General features: G+C 72.0%; 20 protein-coding genes. 8 read left to right on the top strand and 12 right to left on the bottom strand.

Annotated features, from left to right (window positions below):
- Window positions 1–2 precede the first annotated feature (2 nt).
- Window positions 3–428 (top strand): DUF1707 domain-containing protein, encoded by a 426-nt coding sequence (locus AB0D99_RS10205; protein ID WP_362358577.1) that lies wholly within the window; start codon window positions 3–5, stop codon window positions 426–428.
- A gap of 94 nt (window positions 429–522) precedes the next feature.
- On the opposite strand, the gene AB0D99_RS10200 is transcribed toward AB0D99_RS10205, so the two are convergent.
- Both AB0D99_RS10200 and AB0D99_RS10195 read right to left on the bottom strand, forming a co-directional pair.
- Window positions 523–1,197, bottom strand: a complete 675-nt coding sequence (locus tag AB0D99_RS10200) for a class F sortase (RefSeq protein WP_362358575.1) — start codon at window positions 1,195–1,197, stop codon at window positions 523–525.
- Window positions 1,198–1,293: 96 nt separating this feature from the next.
- Entirely contained in the window at window positions 1,294–1,857 is a 564-nt protein-coding gene (locus AB0D99_RS10195) for a sortase (RefSeq protein ID WP_362358573.1), read from the bottom strand.
- 329 nt (window positions 1,858–2,186) lie between these two features.
- Here AB0D99_RS10195 and AB0D99_RS10190 point away from each other — a divergent pair, with 329 nt between their 5' ends.
- Together AB0D99_RS10190 and AB0D99_RS10185 are read left to right on the top strand one after the other, a co-directional pair.
- Window positions 2,187–3,251: a right-handed parallel beta-helix repeat-containing protein gene (locus AB0D99_RS10190; RefSeq protein ID WP_362358571.1), complete on the top strand. Its 1,065-nt coding sequence runs from the start codon at window positions 2,187–2,189 to the stop codon at window positions 3,249–3,251.
- 53 nt (window positions 3,252–3,304) lie between these two features.
- Window positions 3,305–4,333, top strand: a complete 1,029-nt coding sequence (locus tag AB0D99_RS10185; protein ID WP_362358569.1) for a methyltransferase — start codon at window positions 3,305–3,307, stop codon at window positions 4,331–4,333.
- Between the two features lie 74 nt (window positions 4,334–4,407).
- On the opposite strand, the gene AB0D99_RS10180 is transcribed toward AB0D99_RS10185, so the two are convergent.
- The 7 genes from AB0D99_RS10180 to AB0D99_RS10150 form a co-directional block, all read right to left on the bottom strand.
- Window positions 4,408–4,740, bottom strand: a complete 333-nt coding sequence (locus AB0D99_RS10180; RefSeq protein ID WP_362358567.1) for a TcmI family type II polyketide cyclase — start codon at window positions 4,738–4,740, stop codon at window positions 4,408–4,410.
- Between the two features lie 52 nt (window positions 4,741–4,792).
- Window positions 4,793–5,272: an SRPBCC family protein gene (locus tag AB0D99_RS10175; RefSeq protein ID WP_362358565.1), complete on the bottom strand. Its 480-nt coding sequence runs from the start codon at window positions 5,270–5,272 to the stop codon at window positions 4,793–4,795.
- Window position 5,273: 1 nt separating this feature from the next.
- A complete protein-coding gene (locus AB0D99_RS10170) occupies window positions 5,274–5,534 on the bottom strand; it encodes a phosphopantetheine-binding protein (protein WP_362358564.1) in 261 nt (86 codons plus the stop codon).
- 27 nt (window positions 5,535–5,561) lie between these two features.
- Window positions 5,562–6,809 carry a ketosynthase chain-length factor gene (locus tag AB0D99_RS10165; RefSeq protein ID WP_362358563.1) on the bottom strand — a complete coding sequence of 416 codons (1,248 nt, stop codon included), beginning with the start codon at window positions 6,807–6,809 and terminating at the stop codon, window positions 5,562–5,564.
- The gene (locus tag AB0D99_RS10160; protein ID WP_362358562.1) at window positions 6,806–8,074 is read right to left on the bottom strand and encodes a beta-ketoacyl-[acyl-carrier-protein] synthase family protein; all 1,269 of its coding nucleotides are present in this window, start codon (window positions 8,072–8,074) and stop codon (window positions 6,806–6,808) included. Before AB0D99_RS10160 ends, AB0D99_RS10165 begins: the two co-directional genes overlap by 4 nt.
- The gene (locus tag AB0D99_RS10155; RefSeq protein WP_362358561.1) at window positions 8,071–8,541 is read right to left on the bottom strand and encodes a cupin domain-containing protein; all 471 of its coding nucleotides are present in this window, start codon (window positions 8,539–8,541) and stop codon (window positions 8,071–8,073) included. Before AB0D99_RS10155 ends, AB0D99_RS10160 begins: the two co-directional genes overlap by 4 nt.
- A gap of 67 nt (window positions 8,542–8,608) precedes the next feature.
- Window positions 8,609–9,733 carry a SchA/CurD-like domain-containing protein gene (locus AB0D99_RS10150; protein ID WP_362358560.1) on the bottom strand — a complete coding sequence of 375 codons (1,125 nt, stop codon included), beginning with the start codon at window positions 9,731–9,733 and terminating at the stop codon, window positions 8,609–8,611.
- A 233-nt stretch (window positions 9,734–9,966) separates the two neighbouring features.
- Between AB0D99_RS10150 and AB0D99_RS10145 the strand changes: the two genes are divergently transcribed.
- Window positions 9,967–11,625: an FAD-dependent monooxygenase gene (locus tag AB0D99_RS10145; protein ID WP_362358559.1), complete on the top strand. Its 1,659-nt coding sequence runs from the start codon at window positions 9,967–9,969 to the stop codon at window positions 11,623–11,625.
- Window positions 11,626–11,705: 80 nt separating this feature from the next.
- Here the strand turns inward: AB0D99_RS10145 and AB0D99_RS10140 are convergent, their stop codons facing one another.
- Window positions 11,706–12,503 carry a hypothetical protein gene (locus AB0D99_RS10140; protein WP_362358558.1) on the bottom strand — a complete coding sequence of 266 codons (798 nt, stop codon included), beginning with the start codon at window positions 12,501–12,503 and terminating at the stop codon, window positions 11,706–11,708.
- A gap of 167 nt (window positions 12,504–12,670) precedes the next feature.
- Between AB0D99_RS10140 and AB0D99_RS10135 the strand changes: the two genes are divergently transcribed.
- Genes AB0D99_RS10135 through AB0D99_RS10120 form a run of 4 tightly spaced genes read left to right on the top strand, consistent with a single transcriptional unit; the run spans window position 12,671 to window position 18,926 of the window.
- Window positions 12,671–15,070 carry a GMC oxidoreductase gene (locus AB0D99_RS10135; protein WP_362358557.1) on the top strand — a complete coding sequence of 800 codons (2,400 nt, stop codon included), beginning with the start codon at window positions 12,671–12,673 and terminating at the stop codon, window positions 15,068–15,070.
- Entirely contained in the window at window positions 15,067–16,923 is a 1,857-nt protein-coding gene (locus tag AB0D99_RS10130; protein WP_362358556.1) for a metallophosphoesterase, read from the top strand. Before AB0D99_RS10135 ends, AB0D99_RS10130 begins: the two co-directional genes overlap by 4 nt.
- Before the next feature lie 6 nt (window positions 16,924–16,929).
- Window positions 16,930–18,000: an alpha/beta fold hydrolase gene (locus tag AB0D99_RS10125; protein ID WP_362358555.1), complete on the top strand. Its 1,071-nt coding sequence runs from the start codon at window positions 16,930–16,932 to the stop codon at window positions 17,998–18,000.
- Window positions 17,997–18,926 (top strand): acetoacetate decarboxylase family protein, encoded by a 930-nt coding sequence (locus AB0D99_RS10120; protein ID WP_362358554.1) that lies wholly within the window; start codon window positions 17,997–17,999, stop codon window positions 18,924–18,926. The genes AB0D99_RS10125 and AB0D99_RS10120 overlap by 4 nt, the downstream gene beginning before the upstream one ends.
- Before the next feature lie 12 nt (window positions 18,927–18,938).
- Here the strand turns inward: AB0D99_RS10120 and recQ are convergent, their stop codons facing one another.
- Entirely contained in the window at window positions 18,939–20,900 is a 1,962-nt protein-coding gene (recQ, locus tag AB0D99_RS10115) for a DNA helicase RecQ (protein ID WP_362358553.1), read from the bottom strand.
- 242 nt (window positions 20,901–21,142) lie between these two features.
- Window positions 21,143–22,555: an aminopeptidase P family protein gene (locus tag AB0D99_RS10110; RefSeq protein ID WP_362358552.1), complete on the bottom strand. Its 1,413-nt coding sequence runs from the start codon at window positions 22,553–22,555 to the stop codon at window positions 21,143–21,145.
- Window positions 22,556–22,681: the final 126 nt, after the last annotated feature.

The raw sequence follows: 22,681 nt of genomic DNA, 5'->3' as shown, positions 1-22,681 counted from the left end.
CGATGGACGACCGGAGCCGTCCCGCCGCATCCGGCATACGGATCTCGGACCAGGACCGCGACCGCACTCTCGCCGTCCTCGCGACCGCGCTCGTCGAGGGGCGCCTCGACCCGCCGGAGCACACGGCCCGCGCGGGAGCCGCCGTCGAGGCGCGGACCGCCGCACAACTCGCCGAGCTGACGGCCGATCTGCCCGCGACGCGACCCACCCGCGCGGAGCGGGAACGCGGGGAACTCGCCGAATGGCTCGCGGAGTGGCGCTACTGGCTCGGCGGCCTGGTGATCATGTCGGGCATCTGGGGTGTGCGCTGCCTGCAGAAGGGGGAGCTCACCTTCTACTGGCCGGTCACGCCCCTCGGCATCTGGGCGGCGGTCCTGATCGCCATCGCGATCTGGCCCGGCGACAGCGGCCGGGACGGCGAGTCGTAGGGGCGACGCAGCTGCCCCCCGCCGGATCACGGTTCGCGGCTTCCGAGTGTGCGGGACCAACTGGTCGGGTGGTGGCGGGGGTTGCCGCGTCGATCTACCTCACCGCGTTCATCGTCGCGTAGACGACGGTGTTGGCCTGGTAGCCGGTCTTCCTCGACCAGTCGCCGCCACAGGTGATCAGACGCAGTTCGGCGCGCTCGGAGCCGGCGTAGACCTTCTCGTCGGGGAAGTCGTCCTTCGCGTGGACCTCCACCGCGTCCACCGTGAACAGGGCCGTACGGCCGTCCTGGCGGTCGACCGCGATCTCGGCCCCCTTCCCGAGGGCACCGAGCCGGTGGAAGACGGCGGGGCCGGAAGGGGTGTCCACGTGCCCCGCGACGACGGCCGTCCCCCGTGCACCGGGGGCGGTCCCGTCGGCGTACCAGCCCGCCAGGGCGGGGGCCGTCACGGGTGGCGGCCGCAGGGCGCCCCCGGCGTCCAGCTCCAGACGCGTCAGGAAGGCGTCGACCTCGATGGCCGGGATCCGGATCCGGACCGGATCCGACGCCGGCAGCGGCTGGAGTGCGGTGCCGTTCGGGGCGGTTCCGGGCACGGCCCGCGCACCGGGCGGCGAGCCCGCCTGCGCCGCCGTCGGCCGCGGGGGGTCGCTGTCGCGCAGCGCCCCGGTCAGCAGCAGGACCCCGAAGAGCGCGATCCACGCGAGCGTCCTGACCGAAGGAGGGCGCCGCGGTGGCCGGCCGGCGTCCGTCGGCCTGGAGCATGTCCCCATGGAGGTGCTGCCTTTGCTCGGTTCCATGAGCCGGGCGGCCCCCGGCCTCCTCAAGAGGCCGGGGGCCGGAGGCTGCGAGCCGCGGCGGACGTGTCGTCAGGCCCCGGTCCGGGCGCCCGCGGAGCGCCGGCGCATATGGGCCACGGCCCCCGCGGCGGCCCCGCCGAGCAGCAGTGCGCCCAGTGCGAGCTGGGTGCCGTTGCCCTCGTTCCCCTCGCCTCCGGCGGCCCAGCCGAAGCCGGCGTCGACGGCACCGTTCGGGCGGCCGGAGATGTGGTAGGTGATGGTCTGCTTGATCCGCGGCGGGCACTTGAGGGTCACGGTGTCCGTGCCCGAGGCAGCGTCCGCGGGCACCTTGAACTCACCGACCAGAACGCCGCTCCGGTCGCCCGGCAGCAGGTGGAACTTCCCGCCCACCTCCGACTCCCCCTTCCCGTACGTCTCCTTGCCGCAGGCGGTCGTGGAGACGGTGACGGTGCTTCCGGGGAACGCCTTGCGGGGGTTGATCCGGACGGTGCCGGCGGCTTCCCCGGCGGCGGCCGCTCCGGCGGCCGGATCCCCGGCACCCGGGTCCCCTTCCACGGCCAGGGCGCTCGGGGCGGGCAGGGTGAGGGCGATGACGATCAGGGCGACCGGCAGACCGCGACGTGCGAGACGCATGCTTCTCTCCTTCTACGGAGCTTTCTCGGCCGGCCTGTCTGCGCGGCGCCTGTGCTGTGCTCCGTGCACGAGGCAAACCCCCGCCTTGGATCACCGCAACGCGAGAAGCGCGACCGGGTGTCGTCCGATCGGGTCGACTTTCCCGACGTCCACGCTCGTCGCCGCAGGTCACGGTGGATCATCCGGCGCCCGGAGAACGACGGCCGCCGGTCGGCGAACGGACTAGCGTCCACCCGGTGGACGAGGCGCCTGGGACCTTCCGGGGGACATGCGGCACGGCCGGGGGATCAGCGGTGGCAGACCGGAACACCCCCTCATAACTTCGGCATATGACCAAACGACAGATCGCCTACCTCGCCTGCACCGTGGCTCTCGTGGGCTCCGGGCTGGGTGCCGCCGCCCCCGCGGCGGCCGGCAGTCCGAAGGTGCACCGGGTGAAGCCCGGCGAATCGATCCAGAAGGCCGTGGACGCCGCGAAGCCGGGAGACACGGTCGTCCTCTCCCCCGGCACCTACCGTGAGTCCGTCCGCATCACCACCTCGAACCTGACCCTGCGGGGCTCGACCGTCTTCCCCACCGTCATCGCGCCCGGCAAGGCCGCCGACGACACCTGCGCCAAGGCCGGCCACGGCATCTGCGTGACCGGCAAGGACGGCAGTCCCGTCAAGCGCGTCACCGTGCGCTCCCTGACACTCCGGGGCTTCGCCAAGAACGGCCTGTGGGCCTCGCGCACCGACCGTCTGAAGATCCATCGGGTGACGGCCGAGAAGAACGGCAACTGGGGCATCGCCCTGGAGCGTTCCGTCCGCAGCGTGCTGACGCACAACGTCGCCCGGGACAACGCGGACGCCGGACTGTTCGTGTCCAACACCACCGACACGGAGTCCGGGGCCGTCGACGCCGAGGGGACGAAGATCAGTCACAACCGTCTCTCCGGCAACCGCATCGGCATCACCGTACGGCGTCTGCGGAACCTGACCGTCGACCGCAACGAGGCGACCGGGAACTGCGCCGCGGTCTTCGTGGTCGGCGACGAGTCCAAGCCGCGCGCCGGGGCGATGAGCCTGCGCCAGAACTACATCCACTCCAACAACAAGCACTGTCCCAAGACCCCCCGGCTGCCCTTCCTGCAGGGCTCGGGGATCGTCCTCACCGGCGCCGAGGAGACGCTGGTGGCGAAGAACCGGATCGAGGACAACGTGGGCAGCTCGCCGCTGTCCGGCGGCATCGTGCTCTTCAAGAGCTTCGTGGGCGCCCTCAACGAACGCAACGAGATCCGCGACAACGTCGTCCTGCGCAACGGCTCGGCCGACCTGGCCAACCGTGACACCGGCAAGGGCAACACGTTCAGCGGCAACACCTGCGAGGTCTCGGAGCCCGCGGGCATGTGCTGAGCGAGCCGCTCCCCTCCCCCACCCACGGCACCACTGCACAGACAAGGCGACAGATGACGACTGTTGATCCGGCTCCCCCGCCGCCCATGCGGCTGCGGGAGCTCGTTTTCGGGGCGGCGTGCGCCGCCGCCGTACGCGCGGCCGCCCGCCTGGGTGTGGCGGACGCCCTGGGAGACACGCCCATGACCGCGGAGGACCTGGCGGCGGCGGTGAAGACCCAGCCGCGGACACTGCGCAGGCTGCTGCGCGCCCTGTCCTGCCAGGGAGTGTTCACCGAGCACGCCGACGGCACCTTCGCCCACACGGAGATGTCCCGGCTGCTGCGCGAGGACGATCCGCAGAGCCTGCGGTACATCGCGCTGTGGTGCACCGAGCCATGGACGTGGGACGTCTGGCCGAAGCTCGACGAGGCGGTGCGCTCCGGCCGCAACGTCTTCGAGGACGTGTACGAGAGGGAGTTCTTCACCTACCTCAACGAGGACGCGCCCGAGTCCGCGTACGTGTTCAACCGGGCCATGACGACGTCGAGCCGGCAGTCGGCCCAGGACGTCGCCGAGGTGCTCGACCTGCACGGCGTGTCGTCGGTGGTGGACATCGGCGGCGGTCAGGGACACGTCCTGGCGTCCCTGCTGGAGAAGTACCCCGACCTGCACGGCACGCTCCTCGACCTGCCGAGGGTGGTGGAGAACGCCGATCCGCGCCTGCGGGCGGACGGTCCGCTGTCCTCCCGGGTCCGCGTCGTGCCCGGGGACTGCCGTGTGGACATCCCGGTCCGGGCGGACGTCTACATCATCAAGAACATCCTGGAGTGGGACGACGACAGCACCCGCAGGGCGCTGGCCAACGTCCGTAAGGCGGCGCAGCCGGGCGCCCGCGTGGTCGTGATCGAGAACCTCGTGGACGACACCCCGTCGATGAGGTTCACCACCGCCATGGACCTGCTGCTGCTCCTGAACGTCGGTGGTGCGAAGCACACCCGGCAGAGCATGGTCGACCGGCTCACGGACGCGGGTCTCGTCATCGGCGAGATCCGGCCGGTCAACGCGTATCTCCACGCCTTCGAGTGCACCGTCCCCGGCTGACGGGAAGAGCTGGACACGAGGCCGCCCGCTCCGCGACATTCGCGGGGCGGGCGGCCTCGTTGCTGCTCGTTCGCTCAGGAACCCGCGTCCTTCTCCCAGCGGTAGAAGCAGTGCGCCATGGCGTCCTTGGGGCTGCGCCATGTCTTCGGGTCGTACGCGCTGACGTACGCCGACAGCTTCTCGCTGGCGTCCCGGAACTCCGGGTGCCCCGTCAGCTTCGCGATGGCGGGCGCCGGGTCCCGCTCCGACTCGATCAGGTGCAGATAGACGTCCCCGAACTGGAAGAGGCTGCGTCGGGTGACGCCTACCAGATGCGGGAGTTCGCCGCGGTCGGATGCGGCGAACACGTCGGCGATCGCCGGCGCCGAATCCGGCGCCATGCGGGCGACGATCAGGGCGTGGTGCATCGAGCGTCCTTCCTGGGTGGTGCGGTCCTACGGGTGTCGGTGCGGGTCCCGGTCAGCCGGGCAGGACCGAGGCGCTCCGGCGGTCGCGGGCGACCTGCTCGATGCGGTCCCGGATGAGGGCCATCTGCGTGCGGGAGTTGCGGTTGATGTTGTCCGTCATCCAGTCGTCGTCGACCGGAGCCTCGGGCTTCATCGCGAAGTCCTGCACCCAGCGCATGTGGACGCCGGCCGGTGTCTCCTCGTACTCCCACCGGATGTCCATGTGCTCGAAGGGCCCGGTCTCGACACGGCGGGCGCGGACGGTCCGCCCCGGGCGGTCGACGGTGCGCTCCGACACCCAGCTCCAGACCTTGCCGGCCTCGTCCGGGTGCATGGTCAGGCGGAAGGTGGTCGAGTCGCCCTCGCGCGAGAGCACCTCCAGGGAGGCGTACTCGCTGAAGAGGTTCGGCCAGTTCTCGATGTCGTTGGTGATGTCCCAGACGAGGTCGAGCGGAGCGTCGATGGTGATGCTGTTGTCGGTGTGTCCGGACACGTCAGACTCCCGTCTTGAGCGTGCTGTTGACGAGGCCGACGAACTCGGCGGGCGTCTTGCAGCGCTCCGCGTCGGTGGGCAGCGACACGCCGTACCGGTTCTCCAGCTCGCCGACGATGCCGAGCAGGCCGAGCGAGTCGAGGCCCAGGGTGCTGAAGGGCGCGTCGGGCGCCTTCTCCAGGTCCTTGGGGGCGACGGTGACTCCGGCGGCCTGCTTCATCAGCGAGGCGAGTTCGTCGAAGGTCAGTGCGGTGGTGATCATGTGTGTGCTTCTCCTTCCCGCCCGGTCCTACCGGGCGGAGTCGTCACCGCGGCGCACGACCAGCGCCGCGTTGGATCCCATGAGTCCCCTGCTGAGGACCAGGGCCGTGCGCAGCTCGGCGGGGCGAGCGCGGGACATCACCAGGTCGAGGTCGTGGTCGATGTCGAACACGTTGGGGGTGGGGGGCACCACACCCTGTTCCATGGCGTACACGGCGGCCGCCGTGTCGAGGACGGGCGCCCCGCAGTAGGCCCGGCCGATCGCGGTCTTGGGCGCCGTGACGGGTACGCGGGTGGCGTGGGTCCCGAGGGCGTCGGCGATCGCCAGCGCTTCCGCGCGGTCGGCCTCGGGCACGCCCATGGCGTCGGCGAAGACGACGTCGATCTCCTCGGGGGCGCACCCGGCCTCGTCGAGCGCGACGCGGACGGCCCGGGCGAGGCCCTCACGGGACTCCTCCCAGCGGGAGGCGCCGGTGAAGGTGGCGGCGTGGCCGGCCACGACGGCCCGGACGGCCGCTCCTCGGTCGCGGGCGCGGGTCTCGTCCTCGACGACGAGCATGGCGCCGCCCTCCGCCGGGACGAAGCCGCAGGCCGCGGTGGTGAAGGGGCGGTAGGCCCGGTCCGGTTCCTCGACGGTGCTGAGCTCGGGGTAGCCGAGCTGGCAGACCATCGAGTACGGGGCGAGGGGTGCCTCCGCGGCGCCGACGATCACCGCGCCGGTGCCGCGCCGTACGGCCCGGGCCGCGTGGGCGAGGGAGTCCAGGCCGCCCGCCTCGTCGCTGGCGACGACGCCGCACGGCCCCTTGAAGCCGCTCCGGATGGAGATCTGGCCGGTGCTCGCGGCGTAGAACCAGGCGATGGACTGGTACGGGCCGACGAACTTGGACCCCTGGCCCCACAGCTTCTGCAGCTCGCGCTGTCCGAACTCGCCGCCTCCGGACCCGGCGGCGGTGACCACCCCGATGTCGAAGGGCTCCTCGGGATCCTCCCGGGCGAGGCCGGCGTCGTCGAGGGCCATCGCGGCCGCGGCCATGGCGTAGTGGCTGAAACGGTCGGTCTGGACGACGAAGCGCTCCTCGATGAGGGAGGAGGCGTCGAAGCCCCGGACCTCGCCCGCCACCTTCAGAGGCAGGTGCTCGCACCCTTCGCGGGTGATCCGGTCCAGGACGCTGAGCCCTTCCCGGACGGACTTCCAGTACGCCTCGGAGTTCAGTCCGTTGGGGGCGATCACACCGATGCCGGTGACGACCGCGCGCCGTGGGCGGTGACTGCTCATCGTGGCCTCCCTCCCGGCCCGGTCAGGAGGACCGCGGACTGGAATCCGCCGAATCCGCTGCCCACCGAGAGCACGTTCCTCAGCTTGCGCGGGCGGGCGGTGCGCGGCACGTAGTCCAGGTCGCACTCGGGGTCGGGGGTCTCGTAGTTCGCCGTCGGGGGTACGACCTGGTGCTGCAGCGCGAGCACGCAGGCGACGACCTCTATCGCTCCGATCGCGCCGAGCGAGTGCCCGACCATGGACTTGATGGAGCTCATGGGGGTGTCGTAGGCGTGGGCGCCGAGAGAGCGCTTCACGGCCGCGGTCTCGTGGCGGTCGTTCTGCCGGGTGCCCGAGCCGTGCGCGTTGACGTAGTCGATCATCGTCGGGTCGAGCCGGGCCTGGTCGAGCGTGGTGTCGATCGCCCGGGCCATCTCCAGCCCCTCACCGGTCAGACCGGTCATGTGGTAGGCGTTGCCGAAGGTGGCGTAGCCGCCGATCTCGCAGTAGATGTGCGCACCGCGGGCCCGGGCGTGCTCGTACTCCTCCAGGACGAGGACCGCCGCGCCTTCGCCCATGACGAAGCCGTTGCGGTGGTCGTCGAAGGGCCGGGAGGCGTGCTCGGGGTCGTCGTTGTCGGGCGACGTCGCCTTGATGGCGTCGAAGCAGGCCATGGTGATCGGTGATATCGGGGAGTCCGACGCGCCGGCGATGCAGACGTCCGCCCGGCCCTCCTCGATGGTGTGGAAGGCGTAGCCGACGGCGTCGAGGCCGGAGGTGCAGCCGGTGGAGACGGTCTGCACCGGTCCGCGGGCGCCGAACCGTTCGGCGACGACGGAGGCGAGCGTGCTCGGCGAGAACGCCATGTGCAGCTTGGGGGCGGCCTCGCGGTGGTCCACGTCCCACCGCTGCCCTCCCGCGCTGACCAGGACGTAGTCGTGTTCGAGCCGGGTGGTGCCGCCGACGGCGCTGCCCAGGGAGACGGCGACCCGCCAGGGGTCTTCCGTGTCGGTGTCGAGTCCGGAGTCGCGTACGGCCTCTCCGGCGGCGACCACCGCGAACTGGATGTACCGGTCGGCGTGTCGGCTCAGTTCCGGGTCCAGGCCGTGGGCCGTCGGGTCGAAGTCGCACTCGGCGGCTATGCGTGAGCGCAGTCCGGCCGGGTCGAACAGGGTGATGCCGCGGGTCGCGGTACGGCCGGCGGCGAGGAGGTCCCAGAACGCCTTCGCTCCGGTGCCGCCCGGAGCGACCACACCGATTCCGGTGACGGCCACTCGCCGGGTCACTCGATGGCCCCGCTTCGCTCGGACACCTGGACCGGCTCGTGCACGGTCAGGTGCGGCCCCGTCGCGGCGAGTTCGCCGTTCTCGGTGACCTCGGTGTCGACGTGGCCGAGGCTCGGCCGCGGGGCGAGCGGGCCCAGGTGGAACACCATGCGGGCCTCCACGTCACCGACGTTGCGGAAGCGGTGCCGCATGTCGATGGGGATCAGGAGGCCCTGGTCGGGCTGGAGCCCGAACGTCTCGCCGTCCAGGTCCACTTCGAGCGCGCCCGAGACCACGTACACGAACTCCTCGGAGTACGGGTGGTAGTGCTCACCGATGCGCTCGCCGGGCTGGACGATGGCCAGGCCCATGAAGCCGCTGGTGGAACCCACGGTGGCCGGCGTGAGCATGGCCCGCAGGTCACCTCCGCGCCTGCGGTTGGGTTCCGTCTCGCTCAGGGACACGATGCGAGGACGCTGCTTGAGCATGGTTGATACCTCCGGGTAGGGAAGTGGCGTGCGGGTGCACGGCCGCGGCCGGGGCCACGGCCGTCCGTCAGGAGTCCGCCGAGCTGCGGTCGGTGATGGGCAGCATGTCGGCGTGCGACAGGAGCCGGTTGATGTTGCGCTCCGTCTCCAGGGAACCCTCGACGCCGATGGCGGCGCCGTCGAGGAGTCGTTCCAGCTCAGCGGCTTTCCCTGCGCCCTTGAGGCCGAGTGAGGCGAGGGGGTCGGCGTCGAGTTCGCCCGTGAGGTCGACCAGCCGGACGACGATGTCGTCGCGCTGGAAGACGGTGCTGCCGTACACCGGGCTCTTCGGGTCGTCCGCCGCGGCCGCGTCCTGATGGGCGAGCAGCCGCGCGAGATCCATCCCGCGGCCTTCCTTGGCCGGGTAGTACAGCGCGTGACGCCGTACCTCCCCCGCCGCCGGCCGGCCGGACACGACGTGGTGCACGGCGGGGAGCGCGGCCCGGGTGAAGAAGACGCGCGCCGACTCGGGGTCGGTCAGGTCCCGGTCCTGCTCCAGGTACGGGTTGATGGCCTCCTCGACCGCTCGCACCTCGGGCTGACGGGCGACGTGGCGCAGGGCCGCGAGGAGGTCGCCCTCGACTTCCACGGCCCGTACGACACGGTTGCCGTGCATGAAGAGCGAGGTGCGGCGCAGCCGCGTGTTCTCGTCGACCTGGGCCTTGGGCGACTCGTACCCGGCCAGCAGCTCCGCGACCTTGGACTCGGAGCCCGGCTTGACGGTGAAGGTGAGGGCGTGGCGTGCCACACCGTCACCGACGCGGGCGGCCACCTGCTCGCGCGACGTCGGCCGCTCGGACGTGAGCGGCTGACGGGGGCCGGTCTCCCTGAGGATGCTGTAGCGCATCGACCGGGTGTCCCGGACACAGCTGTGCATCGGCTTGACGGTTTCGACGTGCTCCTCGCTGTTGACCCAGGCGAGGAACGGCGGAGCGCTCTCCCACTCGCTGGTGATGAGCCATTGCGAGGGGTTCTCGATGGACTGGCAGAGCTGGTCACTGATGTGACCTGGCACGGAGGCGACCTGCTTGCACATGAGCTCGTAGGCGTCCAGGAACTGTTGCTGGGCTCCTTCGTACAGATCGAGCAGCAGGATCACCCGCAGCCGCGAGCCGTCGAAGGCCGACTGCGAAATGCGTCCCGAGATGGACATCCAGCGCACCTCTTTCTCTTCCGCGAGGGGTTCGGGAAGGACCGCCGTGCCCGATGGGCCGGAGTCGTCATGTGCCGATCGTTGGCGGACGCCGCGATCCGCGCGAGCCCCACGGGGCGGATGAGTGAACTGCGCGTTCATTCGGGTGCCCCGTACGCGCGAACCGGTCCGCACCGGGCATGAATCTGCATTCCACCCCTGTCATGCGTCGCAGGCGACGCTGGAGGCGATCAATGAACCGAATCGAAGAAGCCGGCGAAGTCGGTCACCGCACGCCCGTCCTCATCGTCGGCGGCTCGCTGGTAGGCCTTTCCACCTCGCTCTTCCTGGGCCGTCTCGGCGTTCCGCACACGCTCGTCGAACGGCATCGGGGCACCTCGTTCCACCCCCGCGGGCGGGGCAACAACGTGCGCACGATGGAGCTGTTCCGGGGCGCCGGGGTCGAGCGGCGCATCCAGGACGCCGCGTCCGTCCTCGGGCGGAACAACGGCATCCTGCAGACGCCGACCCTGGTGGGCGATGCCGGTGAGTGGCTGTTCAAGGAGATCGACCCCGGTGGCGGGCTCGCCCGTTTCAGCCCGGCCGGATGGTGTCTGTGCAGCCAGAACGACCTGGAGCCGGTGCTCCTGGAGAGCGCGCGTGAACTCGGCGGGGATCTGCGGTACTCCACCGAGCTGATGTCGTTCGAACAGGACTCGGAGGGCGTGACGGCCCGGGTCAAGAGCCGTGACACGGGCGAGCACCTGACGATCCGCGCGGACTACCTCGTCGCCGCGGACGGCCCGCGCAGCCCCGTCCGGGAACGGCTCGGCATCGGGCACAACGGCCCGGGCGACCTGTTCCACAACATCAGCATCACCTTCGTCTCCCGGGGCCTCGCGGACGTCGTCGGCGACCGGCGCTTCGTCGTCTGCTATCTGACGAACCCGGAGGCCGACGGGGCGCTGCTGCCGGTCGACAACCGGGAGCGGTGGGTGTTCCACGCTCCCTGGCACCCGGAGAACGGCGAGACGGAGGAGGAGTTCACCGACGAACGCTGCAGGGAACACATCCGACGGGCCGTCGGAGTGCCGGACCTCGACGTGGAGATCACGGGCAGGGCGCCCTGGCACGCGGCGGAGAGGGTCGCCGCGCGGTACGCGGACGGCAGGGTGTTCCTGGCCGGTGACTCGGCCCACGAGATGTCGCCCACCGGGGCGTTCGGCTCCAACACCGGTATCCAGGACGCGCACAACCTGGCCTGGAAGCTGGCCGCGGTCCTCGGCGGTTGGGCCGGCCCCGCCCTGCTGGACTCCTACGACGCGGAGCGCAGGCCGGTCGCCGAGGCGACGAGCGCCCGCGCCTCGTCGCGTTCCGTCGAGCACAGCCACCCCGGGTACGCCCCCTCCCCCGGGGCCGGCGGCGGCGGTGGGCGGAAGGGCGGCATCCTCAACGTGGCGCTGGGCTACCGCTATCCCCAGGGCGCCGTCCAGGGTGCCGACCGGGAGGTTCCGGTCGTCCCCGAGGGACTGCGGCTGACGGGCGAGCCCGGCAGCCGGGCACCGCACATGTGGCTGGACCGCTCCGGCGACCGGGTCTCCACGCTCGACCTGTACGAGAGGTCGCCGGTGCTCCTGAGCGGCGCGGGCGGCGCCGGCGGGTGGCATGCCGCGGCGCAGCGCGTCGCGGAGCTGCTCTCGGTGCCGCTCGACGCGTACCGCGTGGGTGCCGGGCCGGACGCGGAGCTGTCCCCTGCGGAGGGGGCGGACTGGGCGGAGCTGCACGGCGTGACGGCGGACGGCGCGGTCCTCGTCCGCCCCGACGGCTTCGTCGCCTGGCGGTCGGAGGGCGCGGTGGAGGCTCCGGAGGAGGAGTTGCGGAAGGTCCTCGCGGCGGTTCTGGGCAGGGAGTGACCGCGATCCCCTCTCCCGCCTGACGGCACGTCCGGGGCGCCCTGTTCGCGGGGCGCCCCGGACGTGTGCCGGCCGTGGTGTCAGTCGGACTGCCGCAGTGCCTTCGTGAGCAGGATGCCGCCCACGATCAGGACGGTGCCCGGCCACCACATGTCGTCGAAGATCAGGGCGGCGATCCCGAGGGGGACGAGCAGCCCGGCGAGCGGGAGGAACAGCGCGGACAGGCCCGGGGGGTCGGGACCCGGCCGGCCCGCCTCGCGCCCGGCGCGGGCCCTGACGACCTCCGGGTACCAGCTGGTGAAGCGCAGGGCCACCACGATGGCGAGGATCTGGATGATCCATCCCGTCCAGATGTTGTTCGAGTCCCGCAGCACGAGGTCCCCGTACCCGCCCGCGAGGGCGGCGACGAGGAAGGCCAGGCCCCAGACGCCGGTGATGACGTAGTTGGTCCGCAGGAAGTCGGGGGTGTGCCAGTACGCCGGATCGACCTGTTCCCGCGCGTACTGGAGCGTGAACGGCATGCGGAACGCCATCGACCCGAAGGCGATCACGACGAGGGCGATGTTGGAGACCTCCCCGGCGTACGTCTCCAGCCAGTTGAGGGTGCCGTCGCTCGCGAAGGCGCCGACGACCGCCAGCCCGGCGAAGAAGACCATGTCGGCGAGTTCCAGGAGTTTCCAGGAGCTGCCCCGGTTGACCCATCGCCCGGCCACGACGAGCACGATCGTCGTCGCCAGGGCGAGGCCGACCGCGATCTCGAACCTGCCGGGTCCGACCAGCAGCGAGAAGATGATCCACGGCGCCATGCCGACGACCGGGTTCTCGAGGAGTCCGGCAATGGCACCGCGGCCGACCGTGGCCGGTGCGTCGGTCTTCACCCTTCCAGACTGCCCGCCGTCGCCACGGCGGGCAATCCGGCGCAGGGCGGCGCGCCGGACCGCGCGGTTTCCCCCGGACGCCCCGCCCGCCTCGTGCGCCGGAGCTGCGGGCGTTAGCGTCTTCTCACGGGGCGGGATGATCACCGCCACCCGTGAGGGGATCGCCGATGACGAACGAAGCCCCCACCTCGTCCGGACCGGGTCAGGACGCCGGAGTCGAAGGCGAGGTCGACGTCGTCGTCGTCGGCTCGGGCTTCGGCGGCTCGGTCGCCGCGTACCGGCTCGCCGACGGTGGCCTGTCCGTGGTGGTGCTGGAGCGCGGCAAACCGTACCCGCCCGGCAGCTTCCCCCGCACACCCGCCGGTATGGCCCGCAACTTCTGGGATCCCAGCGAGGGACTGCACGGGCTGTTCGACATCTGGTCGTTCCGGGGACTGGAGGGGGTCGTCTCCAGCGGGCTCGGCGGCGGGTCGCTGATCTATGCCAACGTTCTGCTGCGCAAGGACGAGAAGTGGTTCGTCCATGAATCGCCGCTGCCCGGCGGGGGGTACGAGAACTGGCCGATCAGCCGCGGCGACCTCGAACCGCACTACGACGAGGTCGAGTCGATGCTCGGAGCGACCCCGTACCCCTACCGGGACACGCCGAAGACGGTCGCGATGCGGGAGGCCGCCGAGCGACTGGACCTGCGGGTCTCCCGGCCGCCGCTCGCCGTCTCGTTCGCCACGGGACCCGGCGCTTCGCCCGTCCCCGGCGCGCCCCTCCCCGAGCCCGAGTACGGCAACATCCACGGTCTGCCCCGGGAGACCTGCCGGTTGACCGGCGAGTGCGACCTCGGCTGCAACCTGGGGGCCAAGAACACCCTCGACCACACGTATCTGTCGGCCGCGCGCCACCGCGGCGCCGACATCCGCACGCGCTGCGAGGTACGCGGTGTCACCCCCCTGCCCGGCGGCGGATACGAGGTCCGCTACGTCGTCCACGACCCGGCCCGCGAGGGACACCGCACCCCCACCGGACGGCTGCCGCTGCGCAGGATCCGCTGCGGGCGACTGGTCCTGGCCGCGGGCGCGTTCGGAACGACGTACCTGCTCCTGCGCAACCGCTCGGCGCTGCGCGGCATCAGCCCGACCCTCGGGAACCGGTTCTGCGGCAACGGCGACCTGCTCGGTCTCGTCCTCGGCGCGACCCGCGGCTCCGCCGGGGACGGACCGCGGAGGCTGGCGAGCAGCACAGGACCGGTCATCACCAGCGCGATCCGTGTCGGCGACGAGGTCGACGGGGACGGCTCGACGGGGCGCGGCTTCTACGTCGAGGACGCCGGCTACCCGGCCTTCGTGGACTGGCTCGCCGAGGTGTCGCAGGTACCCGGAAGTGTCCGCCGCGCAGCGGGGTTCGGCCTCCACCGGCTGCGGTCGCGGCTCGGTCTCACCCCGCGGAGCAACATCAGCGGCCTGCTCGCGGGCCTCCTCGGGCCCGCGGTCTTCTCCGACTCGTCGCTGCCGCTTCTCGGCATGGGGCGCGACCTCCCGGACGGCAGGATGAGCCTGCGCCGGGGCTATCTCGACATCGACTGGACCACGCTCACCTCGCGCCGCTACTTCGCACGCGTACGACGGACGATGGCCGACATCGCCGAGGCGCTCGGCGGCGACTTCCTCGACAACCCGCTGTGGTGGACCCGCCGGGTGATCACGGTGCACCCGCTCGGCGGCGCGCCGATGGGCCGTCACCCGGCGGAAGGGGTCTGCGACGCGTACGGCGAGGTGTTCGGGCATCCGGGGCTGTACGTGCTGGACGGTGCCGCGCTGCCCGGACCGGTCGGCGCGAATCCGTCGCTCACGATCGCCGCCTTCGCCGACCGTGCCTGCCGGCACATCCTCGAACAGCCCCTCGCGCCGCGGGCCTCATCGGCGGCGGGTGCCTCGGCGAAGGACGGCGAGCGGCCCACCAGCCTCTCCTTCACCGAGGAGATGAAGGGGCACATCGCGCTCGACGTCGACGACCCGCACGAGGGTCAGGCGCTGGGCCGGGCACGGAACCAGCGCCTGATGTTCCGCCTCACCATCACCGCCGACGACGTCGACCGGTTCGTCTCGGACCCCCGGCACCAGGCCGTGGCGAGCGGGCACGTCGTGTGCGATGTGCTCGGCGGCCGCCTGCCCGTCGAGTCGGGCTGGTTCAACCTGTTCACCCGCGACGACGACCCGAGCCGGCGCCGGATGCTCTACCGCCTGCACCTGCGCGACCCGGGCGGGAACCCGCTCACGCTCGTCGGGCACAAGGAGGTGCACGACGACCCCGGATTCGACATCTGGAGCGACACCTCGACCCTGTACGTCCGCATGCTCGCCGGACACGTCACGGCCGACGGCGACGCGGACGCCCCGCTGCTCGGCTCGGGCGTCATCGTCATCCTCGCCGGTGACTTCGCCCAGCAGCTGACGACGTTCCGCGCCTCGGGGCCGCATCCCGCACGGGCGCTGCAGTGCTTCGGCCGCCTCTTCCTCGGCGAGCTGTGGGATGTCTACGGCTCGCATTTCACACGGGCGGGAGAGCGCGCGTGAAGGTACGCGAACTGCGGGAACACGCCAGGGAACTCGACTTCACCCCCCAGGAACAGGTCCGGTGGCTGGCGCCCAGGCAACTGGCGCGTACGGCGGTGAAAGCCGTGCTGGCGGCCGTGTTCGCCGGCTACTCGGACAAGCGGGAGGTCCAGGAGGTGCTCGACGCGGGTCTCCTGGAAGCCCCGCTCGGCGACCCCGACGCGCGCGAGATCTGGATCGACTACGTGGCCGACATCGGCGACGGATTCGACGCGACGAGCTCGGTGGCGTGGACGCTGGCCGAGGAGGAACTCGTCGTCGCGCCGGCCGGCGGGGAGTCCGCCGACTCCCGCACCACTCCCGAAGGACTGCGGCTGAGCCGTGGCTCCCTGCTCGTCCTCGGCGGCGACGAGGTGTATCCGGCGGCCTCGGCGACGGCGTACGAGGACCGGATGAAGGGTCCGTACCGGGCCGCGCTGCCCGAGGCGGCCGACCGGCCGCTGATGGTCGCGCTGCCGGGGAACCACGACTGGTACGACGGCCTGACCGCCTTCCTGCGGATGTTCACGCAGCAGCGGTCGATCGGGGGCTGGCAGACCCGGCAGACCCGCAGCTACTTCTGTGTGCGGCTGCCGGAACGCTGGTGGCTCGTGGGGCTGGACAGCCAGTTGGGCGCGTACTTCGACGACCCCCAGCTGCGCTACTTCGAGAAGCACCTCTCGGCGAACCTGCAACCGGGCGACGGTGTGATCGTCTGTTCCGCCGAGCCGACCTGGCTGGAGAGCGTGGAGAAGGACGCCGACGCCTTCAACGCCCTGCACTGGTTCGACCGCAACCTCATCCGCACCCGGGGCGTTCCCGGCTCCGACAGGCGCGTACCGACACACGCCTCGGTGCGGCTGTGGCTGACCGGCGACCACCATCACTACGCCCGGTACGCCGAACGCCTTCCCGGTGACCCGCCCGGCACCGGAGCCCCGGCTCCGGACCCGCGGCGGCGCCAGATGGTGACGTGCGGGCTGGGCGGCGCGTATCTGGCGGCGACGCACCGGCTGCCCGCCGTGCTGCCGTTGCCGCCGGGCGGCGCGCGGCTGCGCGACAAGGACGAGCCGCCGGCGGAGTTCGCGCGGACGGGCAGGACGTACCCGGACGCCGAGGAGTCCCGCCGGCTCGCCCGGGGCATCGCCGTGCCGTGGTCGGGGCGCTGGCTGCCGTGGCGCAACCTCGGCTTCGCCAAGCTGGCCGCCGTCCTGCACGCCTTCCTCTTCCTGCTGCTGTGCTTCCTGTTCGCCTTGGCGGAGGGGGTACTGCGGCCCGTGGACGCGGTGCGCCGGGCGGGTCTCGCCGACTTCTGGGGCTTCTGCGCGGTGTGCCTGGGGGTGGCCGGGGCCCTGCTCGTGCTCGGGTTCCTCGGCCGTCTGCTCCGGCGGCGCAGGGCGGCCCCGCCGTCGGGCCCGGCGGTCGCGACGCTCTCGCAGGCGCTGGTCGCGCTCGGCGCGCTGGCCGTCACCGTGGCCGTTCCCTTCCCGGCCTCCTGGGACGGCTGGCTGGTGCTCCTCCTGTGCCTGGCCGTCGCCGCCGTGCTGGGCGCCGTCGTGGGCTCCGGCGTCTTCGCGCTGTGGGTGCTCTGCGCGAAGGGCGGCCAGGTCGCGGAGTGGCAGATGTCCGGCCAGTCCATCGAGGACCACAAGGGGTTCCTCCGGCTGCGCATCGCGCCGGGCGGCGACCTCACCCTCTATCCGCTGGTGCTGGAGAGGATCTGCCGCGAGTGGGAGCTTCGTGACGGGCCGTCCGGCGGGAAGCGGCCGGTGCCCACCGGGATGCCGGCCGTGCGGCTGATCGAGGATCCCGTCGTGATCTCCCGGGGAGCGTGAACGCCCATGACCGGCACTCCCGAGCCGAGCACGCCGTCCAGGCCGACGACCCGCCGTGACCACGTCACCGAGGTGCGGCCGCTGACCGCGCTCGACGGGCGTCCGCTGACGCTGGTGCGCGTACGGGGCGTCCGCCCGCCCACGCGTGGTCCGGTCCTCGTCGTGCACGGTGCCGGGGTGCGGGCCGAGTTGTTCCGGCCGCCCCTGCGGCGCACCTTCGTCGACGCCCTGCTCGACGACGGCTGGGACGTGTGGCTGCTGAACTGGCGCGCGTCGATCGATCTCGACCCGGTGCCGTGGACGCTGGACCAGGCGGCGGCGTACGACCATCCCGCGGCGGTGGCGCACGTGCTGGAGGCGACGGGCAGGGACCGGCTCAAGGCCGTGGTGCACTGCCAGGGTTCGACGTCCTTCATGATGGCCCTGTCGGCGGGGCTGCTCCCCGAGGTGGAGACGGTGGTCAGCAACGCCGTGTCGCTCCATCCGGTCGTCCCACGCCTCTCGACGTTCAAGCTGGCCCGCCTCGCGCCGGTCATCGGCCGCCTGATGCCCTCCGTCTCGCCCGCGTGGGGGGACCGGCCGGCCGGTCCGCTCTCCCGCGTGATGGTGTGGTTCGTCCGGGCGACGCACCCCGAGTGCCGGAACTCGGTGTGCCGCATGGTGAGTTTCACGTACGGCAGCGGTTGGCCGGCGCTCTGGTCCCACGCGAATCTCGACGCGACGACGCACGACTGGATCCGCGGCGAGTTCGCCGACGTCCCGATGACGTTCTTCGCCCAGATGAACCGGTGCGTCCGGGCCGGGCAGCTGGTGTCGACGGAGGGCATCGAGGGACTCCCCGCGTCCTTCGCCGACCGGGCGCCGAGGACCGACGCGCGGATCGTGCTCCTCGCCGGCGAGGACAACCGCTGCTTCCTGGCCGAGAGCCAGCAGCGCACGTACGACTTCCTGAACAGGCACCGGCCCGGCCGCGACAGCCTGCACACGCTGCCCGGATACGGCCACCTCGACGTGTTCCTCGGCCACCGCGCGGCGACCGACACGTTCCCGCTGATCCTTGAGGAGCTCGCTCGATGAACAGGATGCTGCGCCTGGCCCGGCTGGGGCTGTCGGCCGTGCCGTCCCCGGTGCCGCGCCGGCAGCGCCGGCTCGCCGGACGCCACGCCCTGGTCGACGGCATCCCCTTCGAGCTGCCCGTCGACTCGGTCGACACCCCCGCCCTGATGGCCGGGTTCACCATCGACCGTGCCGCGGCCGCCCGGATGCTGCCGGGCGACGAGCTGCACCCCGTCGCGCTGCCCGGCGGCAAGGGCCTCCTCCTCGTCACCGTCGTCAACTATCTGCGGACGGACATCGGCCGGTACATCGAGTACTCGATCGCGATCGCCTGCACGCACGGCGCGCGGCCGGCTCCGCCGCTGCTGCCGGGGCTGCTGCGCGGCACGTTCGGCACCGGGCAGTACGTGCTCGACCTGCCCGTGAGCAGCGAGATCTCGGTCAAGGGCGGCAAGGGCGTCTGGGGGATGCCGAAACACCGGGCGCGGCTGGACTTCAAGGTCGGCGACTCCGCGGTGTCGAGCCAGTACGAGGTCGACGGGCGGCTCGGGATGTACATCGAGATCGCGCGCCCACCGGCGACGGCGCTGCCGCTGAGGCTGGGCGCGGTGAACTACTGCGCCTTCCGCGGGATGCTGATGAAGTCCTCCGTCTACCTCGACGGGGAGGCCGACATCGCGTTCGGCAGGCGGGCCCGTGCGCGGCTCGTCGTGGGCGACGCGCCGCGGGTCGCGGGCCTGCGCGAGCTGGGCATCGCCGAGGACCCGCTGTTCACGCTCTATCTGGCCTCGGCCCAGGGCGTGCTCGACGACCACTTCGAGTGCTGGTTCCTCACGAGCGAGGACCCCGGGCGGACGTACGGGGAGCCGTTGGAGAGCGTCGTCGGGCTCGGGCTGTCCGAGGAGTGGCCCGCTCCTCCGTCCATCGACGTGGGAGCGGGCCCCTGACGACGGGCCGGCCTACTGCCAGTCCTCCCAGGGCGGCTCCTCCAGCCCCTCGTCCGGGTCGGGGGGCAGCTCGTCGTCGGAGAACGGCTCCGAGGACGCCGGCACGCGCGTCGCCGGCGCGTCGGGGGCCCCGCCCCGGCCCAGGGTCTCCAGGACTCCGTCGCCGTACTTGGTGAGCTTGGCCTCGCCGACGCCTCCGACGGTGCCCAGCTCGGCGATCGTGGTGGGCTGTCGGGTCGCGATCTCCCGCAGCGTCGCGTCGTGGAAGACGACGTAGGCCGGAACGCCCTGTTCCTTCGCCGTCGCGGCACGCCAGGCGCGGAGGGCCTCGAAGACCGGGACGGCCTCGGCGGGCAGGTCGACCGGCACCCGCGCGCCCTTGCCCGAGCGCGCTTCCTTCCGGGCCTGGGCGGGGACCGCCTTCTCCTTGCGCATCTGGACGGTACGGCGGCCGCCCAGCACCTCGCCGCTCTCGTCCGTCAGCACCAGCGTGCCGTACTCGCCCTCCACCGCCAGCAGCCGCAGCGCCAGGAGCTGGCGCACGACCCCGCGCCACTCCGCGGTGCCCAGGTCGGCGCCGACGCCGAAGACCGAGAGGGCGTCGTGGTCGAACTGGATGACCTTGGCCGTCTTCTTGCCCTGCAGGATGTCGATGATCTGGCCCGCGCCGAACTTCTGGCGCCGCTCCTTCGCCAGCCGCCACACCGTGGACAGCAGCTTCTGCGCGGCGACGGTGCCGTCCCAGGACTCTCCCGGGGTCAGACAGGTGTCGCAGTTGCCGCACGGTTCGCCGCGCTGGCCGAAGTAGGCCAGCAGCCGCACCCGGCGGCACTCGACCGTCTCGCAGAGCGCGAGCATGGCGTCCAGGTGCATGGCCAGGCCGCGGCGGTGCGCCTCGTCGCCCTCGGAGCCGTCGATGAGCTTGCGCTGCTGGACGACGTCCTGCAGCCCGTACGCCAGCCACGCGGTGGCCGGCTCGCCGTCGCGGCCGGCCCGGCCGGTCTCCTGGTAGTACCCCTCGACCGACTTCGGCAGGTCGAGGTGGGCCACGAAGCGGACGTCCGGCTTGTCGATGCCCATGCCGAAGGCGATGGTGGCCACCACCACGACCCCGTCCCCGCGCAGGAACCTGGCCTGGTTCGCCGCGCGGGCGCGGGCGTCCATGCCCGCGTGGTACGGCACGGCGTCGACGCCGTGCTCGACCAGGAACGCGGCGGTCTTCTCCACCGAAGCGCGGGAGAGGCAGTAGACCACTCCGGCGTCGCCCGCGTGCTCGGTGCGGATCAGGTCGAGGAGCTGCTTGGTGGGGTTGTTCTTGGGGACGATGCGGTACTGGATGTTCGGGCGGTCGAAGCTGGCGACGAAGTGCCGGGCGTCCTCCAGCCCCAGGCGGGCCGCGATCTCGGCGTGGGTGGCCTCGGTGGCGGTCGCGGTCAGGGCGATCCTGGGCACCTTCGGCCAGCGTTCGTGCAGCATGGACAGCGCGAGGTAGTCGGGCCGGAAGTCGTGGCCCCACTGGGAGACGCAGTGCGCCTCGTCGATGGCGAAGAGCGAGACCGTGCCGCGGTCGAGGAGCCGCTGGGTGCCTTCCGTGCGCAGGCGCTCGGGTGCCAGGTAGAGCAGGTCGAGCTCGTCCGCGAGGAACGCCTGCTCGACGGCCTGCCGCTCGTACGGATCCTGTGTCGAGTTCAGGAATCCGGCGCGCACGCCGAGGGCCGTCAGCGCGTCGACCTGGTCCTGCATCAGGGCGATCAGCGGCGAGATCACGACTCCGGTGCCTTCTCTGACGAGCGCCGGGATCTGATAGCAGAGCGACTTGCCGCCGCCGGTCGGCATCAGGACGAGGGCGTCGCCGCCACCGACGACCTGCTCGACGATCGCCTCCTGTTCGCCCCGGAAGGAGCTGTATCCGAACACTCGGTGGAGCACCCGGGTGGCGTCGGAGATCTCGGCGGAAGCATCGGAGAGGGCCATTCCTGAAGCCTAGCCGCGTCCACCGACACTCCCGGACCCGCCGGGTGAACCTGTGGACGACGCGCCCGGGCGCGGGGACACCCGGGCGCGGGGACACCCGGGCGCGGGGACACCCGGGCGCGGGGACACCCGGGCGCGGGGACACCCGGGCGCGGGGACACCCGGGCAGCTTGTAGAATCTTCAACCGTGGCCCGGTGCCGGGTATCCCCCGTGTCCGGCACCGGGCCTTCCCACGTCCCGATCAGCCCGCGACGCGGGCCATCCACGCCTCGACCTCGTCCGCGGACCGCGGCAGGCCCGCCGACAGGTTCTCGTGGCCCTCGTCGGTGACGACCAGGTCGTCCTCGATCCTGACGCCGATGCCCCGCCACTCCTCGGGCACCGTGAGATCGTCCGGCTGGAAGTAGAGGCCGGGTTCGACGGTGAGCACCATGCCGGGTTCGAGGACCCCGTCCACGTACCCCTCGTTCCGCGCCTGCGCGCAGTCGTGGACGTCCAGGCCCAGCATGTGGCCGGTGCCGGCCATGGTGAAGCGGCGCTGGAGCCCCAGCTCGTACGCGCGGTCGGCGGGCCCCTGGATGAAGCCCCAGTCGACGAGCCGCTCCGCCAGATGGCGCTGGGACGCCTCGTGGAAGTCCCGGTAGTGGGCGCCCGGCTTCACCGCCGCGATGCCCGCCTCCTGCGCCTCGTACACCGCGTCGTAGACCTCGCGCTGCACGGGGGTGAAGGTGCCGCTGATCGGCAGGGTGCGGGTGACGTCGGCGGTGTAGAGCGTGCGGGTCTCCACCCCGGCGTCGAGGAGGAGCAGCTCCCCCGGGCGCACCGGACCGTCGTTGTCCGTCCAGTGCATGATCGTGGCGTGCTCGCCCGCAGCGCAGATCGAGCCGTAGCCGACGGAGTTGCCTTCGAGGCGCGCGCGGCGGAAGAAGGTGCCCTCGATCCACCGCTCGGACGAGGCGACCGCCCGTGACAGCTCCCCGATCGCGTCGGTGAATCCGCGCACGGTGGAGTCGACGGCCTTGCGCATCTCGGCGAGCTCCCACGCGTCCTTGACGAGCCGGAGATCGCTCAGGGCCTCCGCCAGCTCCTCGTCACGCTCCGCGTCGGTGGTGACGGCGGCTTCGAGCGCGGGGTCGACACCGCGCACGATCCTGGTGGGCGCCCCGGCGCCGGCGGCCAGGTCGCCGGCGGCGCCGCGGACGTCGCGGCAGGACAGGCCGAGCACCCGCTCCGACTCGGCGAGGGAGCGGCGGCGTCCCATCCAGAGCTCCGCCGTCGGACCGGTCCAGAACTCGTCGTCGCCCCTGCCGTCCCGCGGCAGCTGGTAGCAGAAGGCGTCGTGGCCGCCGTCGGCCCGGGGTTCGAGGACGAGCGCGCCGTCCCGCGCCTGGTCCCCGGTCATGTGCACATAGCCGGAGTACGGGCGGAAGGGGTAGGGATCGTCGTTCGAGCGGACCTTGAGGTTCCCCGAGGGGATCACGAGCCGCTCGCCCGGGAAGCGCGCGGAGAGCGCGGCCCGGCGCGCGGCCGCGTACGGGGCCTGCTCGTCGAGCCGCAGATCGTGTCGCTCGGTGTCCGCCCAGCCCGTTCGCATCAGCGCGGAGAGTTCGTCCGAGATCCCTGCGTACAGACCGTTCTTTCGGCCCTTTGCCACGGTGTGCCCCTTCTTCCCGGTGGGTGTCTCGCGGCCGCCGGTCCTCGGCGGCGCCTGGACGGTAGCCCGCGCGTCGCCCGTCCGGGGCCGAGTGGTGCCACTGGCACTGATCGGCCACACGCGGCC

It is taken from the genome of Streptomyces sp. NPDC047971, from assembly GCF_040653355.1.
In the GTDB taxonomy this organism is placed as follows: domain Bacteria; phylum Actinomycetota; class Actinomycetes; order Streptomycetales; family Streptomycetaceae; genus Streptomyces.
The sequence above is the reverse complement of the archived record's forward strand: the minus strand, read 5'-3'. Positions and strand labels throughout refer to the sequence as shown.

Coding starts and splice junctions, on each gene's coding strand:
- AB0D99_RS10205 (WP_362358577.1), top strand. CDS start 3: ATGGACGACCGGAGCCGTCCCGCCGCATCCGGCATACGGATCTCGGAC.
- AB0D99_RS10200 (WP_362358575.1), bottom strand. CDS start 1,197: ATGGGGACATGCTCCAGGCCGACGGACGCCGGCCGGCCACCGCGGCGC.
- AB0D99_RS10195 (WP_362358573.1), bottom strand. CDS start 1,857: ATGCGTCTCGCACGTCGCGGTCTGCCGGTCGCCCTGATCGTCATCGCC.
- AB0D99_RS10190 (WP_362358571.1), top strand. CDS start 2,187: ATGACCAAACGACAGATCGCCTACCTCGCCTGCACCGTGGCTCTCGTG.
- AB0D99_RS10185 (WP_362358569.1), top strand. CDS start 3,305: ATGACGACTGTTGATCCGGCTCCCCCGCCGCCCATGCGGCTGCGGGAG.
- AB0D99_RS10180 (WP_362358567.1), bottom strand. CDS start 4,740: ATGCACCACGCCCTGATCGTCGCCCGCATGGCGCCGGATTCGGCGCCG.
- AB0D99_RS10170 (WP_362358564.1), bottom strand. CDS start 5,534: ATGATCACCACCGCACTGACCTTCGACGAACTCGCCTCGCTGATGAAG.
- AB0D99_RS10165 (WP_362358563.1), bottom strand. CDS start 6,809: ATGAGCAGTCACCGCCCACGGCGCGCGGTCGTCACCGGCATCGGTGTG.
- AB0D99_RS10155 (WP_362358561.1), bottom strand. CDS start 8,541: ATGCTCAAGCAGCGTCCTCGCATCGTGTCCCTGAGCGAGACGGAACCC.
- AB0D99_RS10150 (WP_362358560.1), bottom strand. CDS start 9,733: ATGTCCATCTCGGGACGCATTTCGCAGTCGGCCTTCGACGGCTCGCGG.
- AB0D99_RS10145 (WP_362358559.1), top strand. CDS start 9,967: ATGAACCGAATCGAAGAAGCCGGCGAAGTCGGTCACCGCACGCCCGTC.
- AB0D99_RS10135 (WP_362358557.1), top strand. CDS start 12,671: ATGACGAACGAAGCCCCCACCTCGTCCGGACCGGGTCAGGACGCCGGA.
- AB0D99_RS10125 (WP_362358555.1), top strand. CDS start 16,930: ATGACCGGCACTCCCGAGCCGAGCACGCCGTCCAGGCCGACGACCCGC.
- AB0D99_RS10120 (WP_362358554.1), top strand. CDS start 17,997: ATGAACAGGATGCTGCGCCTGGCCCGGCTGGGGCTGTCGGCCGTGCCG.
- recQ (WP_362358553.1), bottom strand. CDS start 20,900: ATGGCCCTCTCCGATGCTTCCGCCGAGATCTCCGACGCCACCCGGGTG.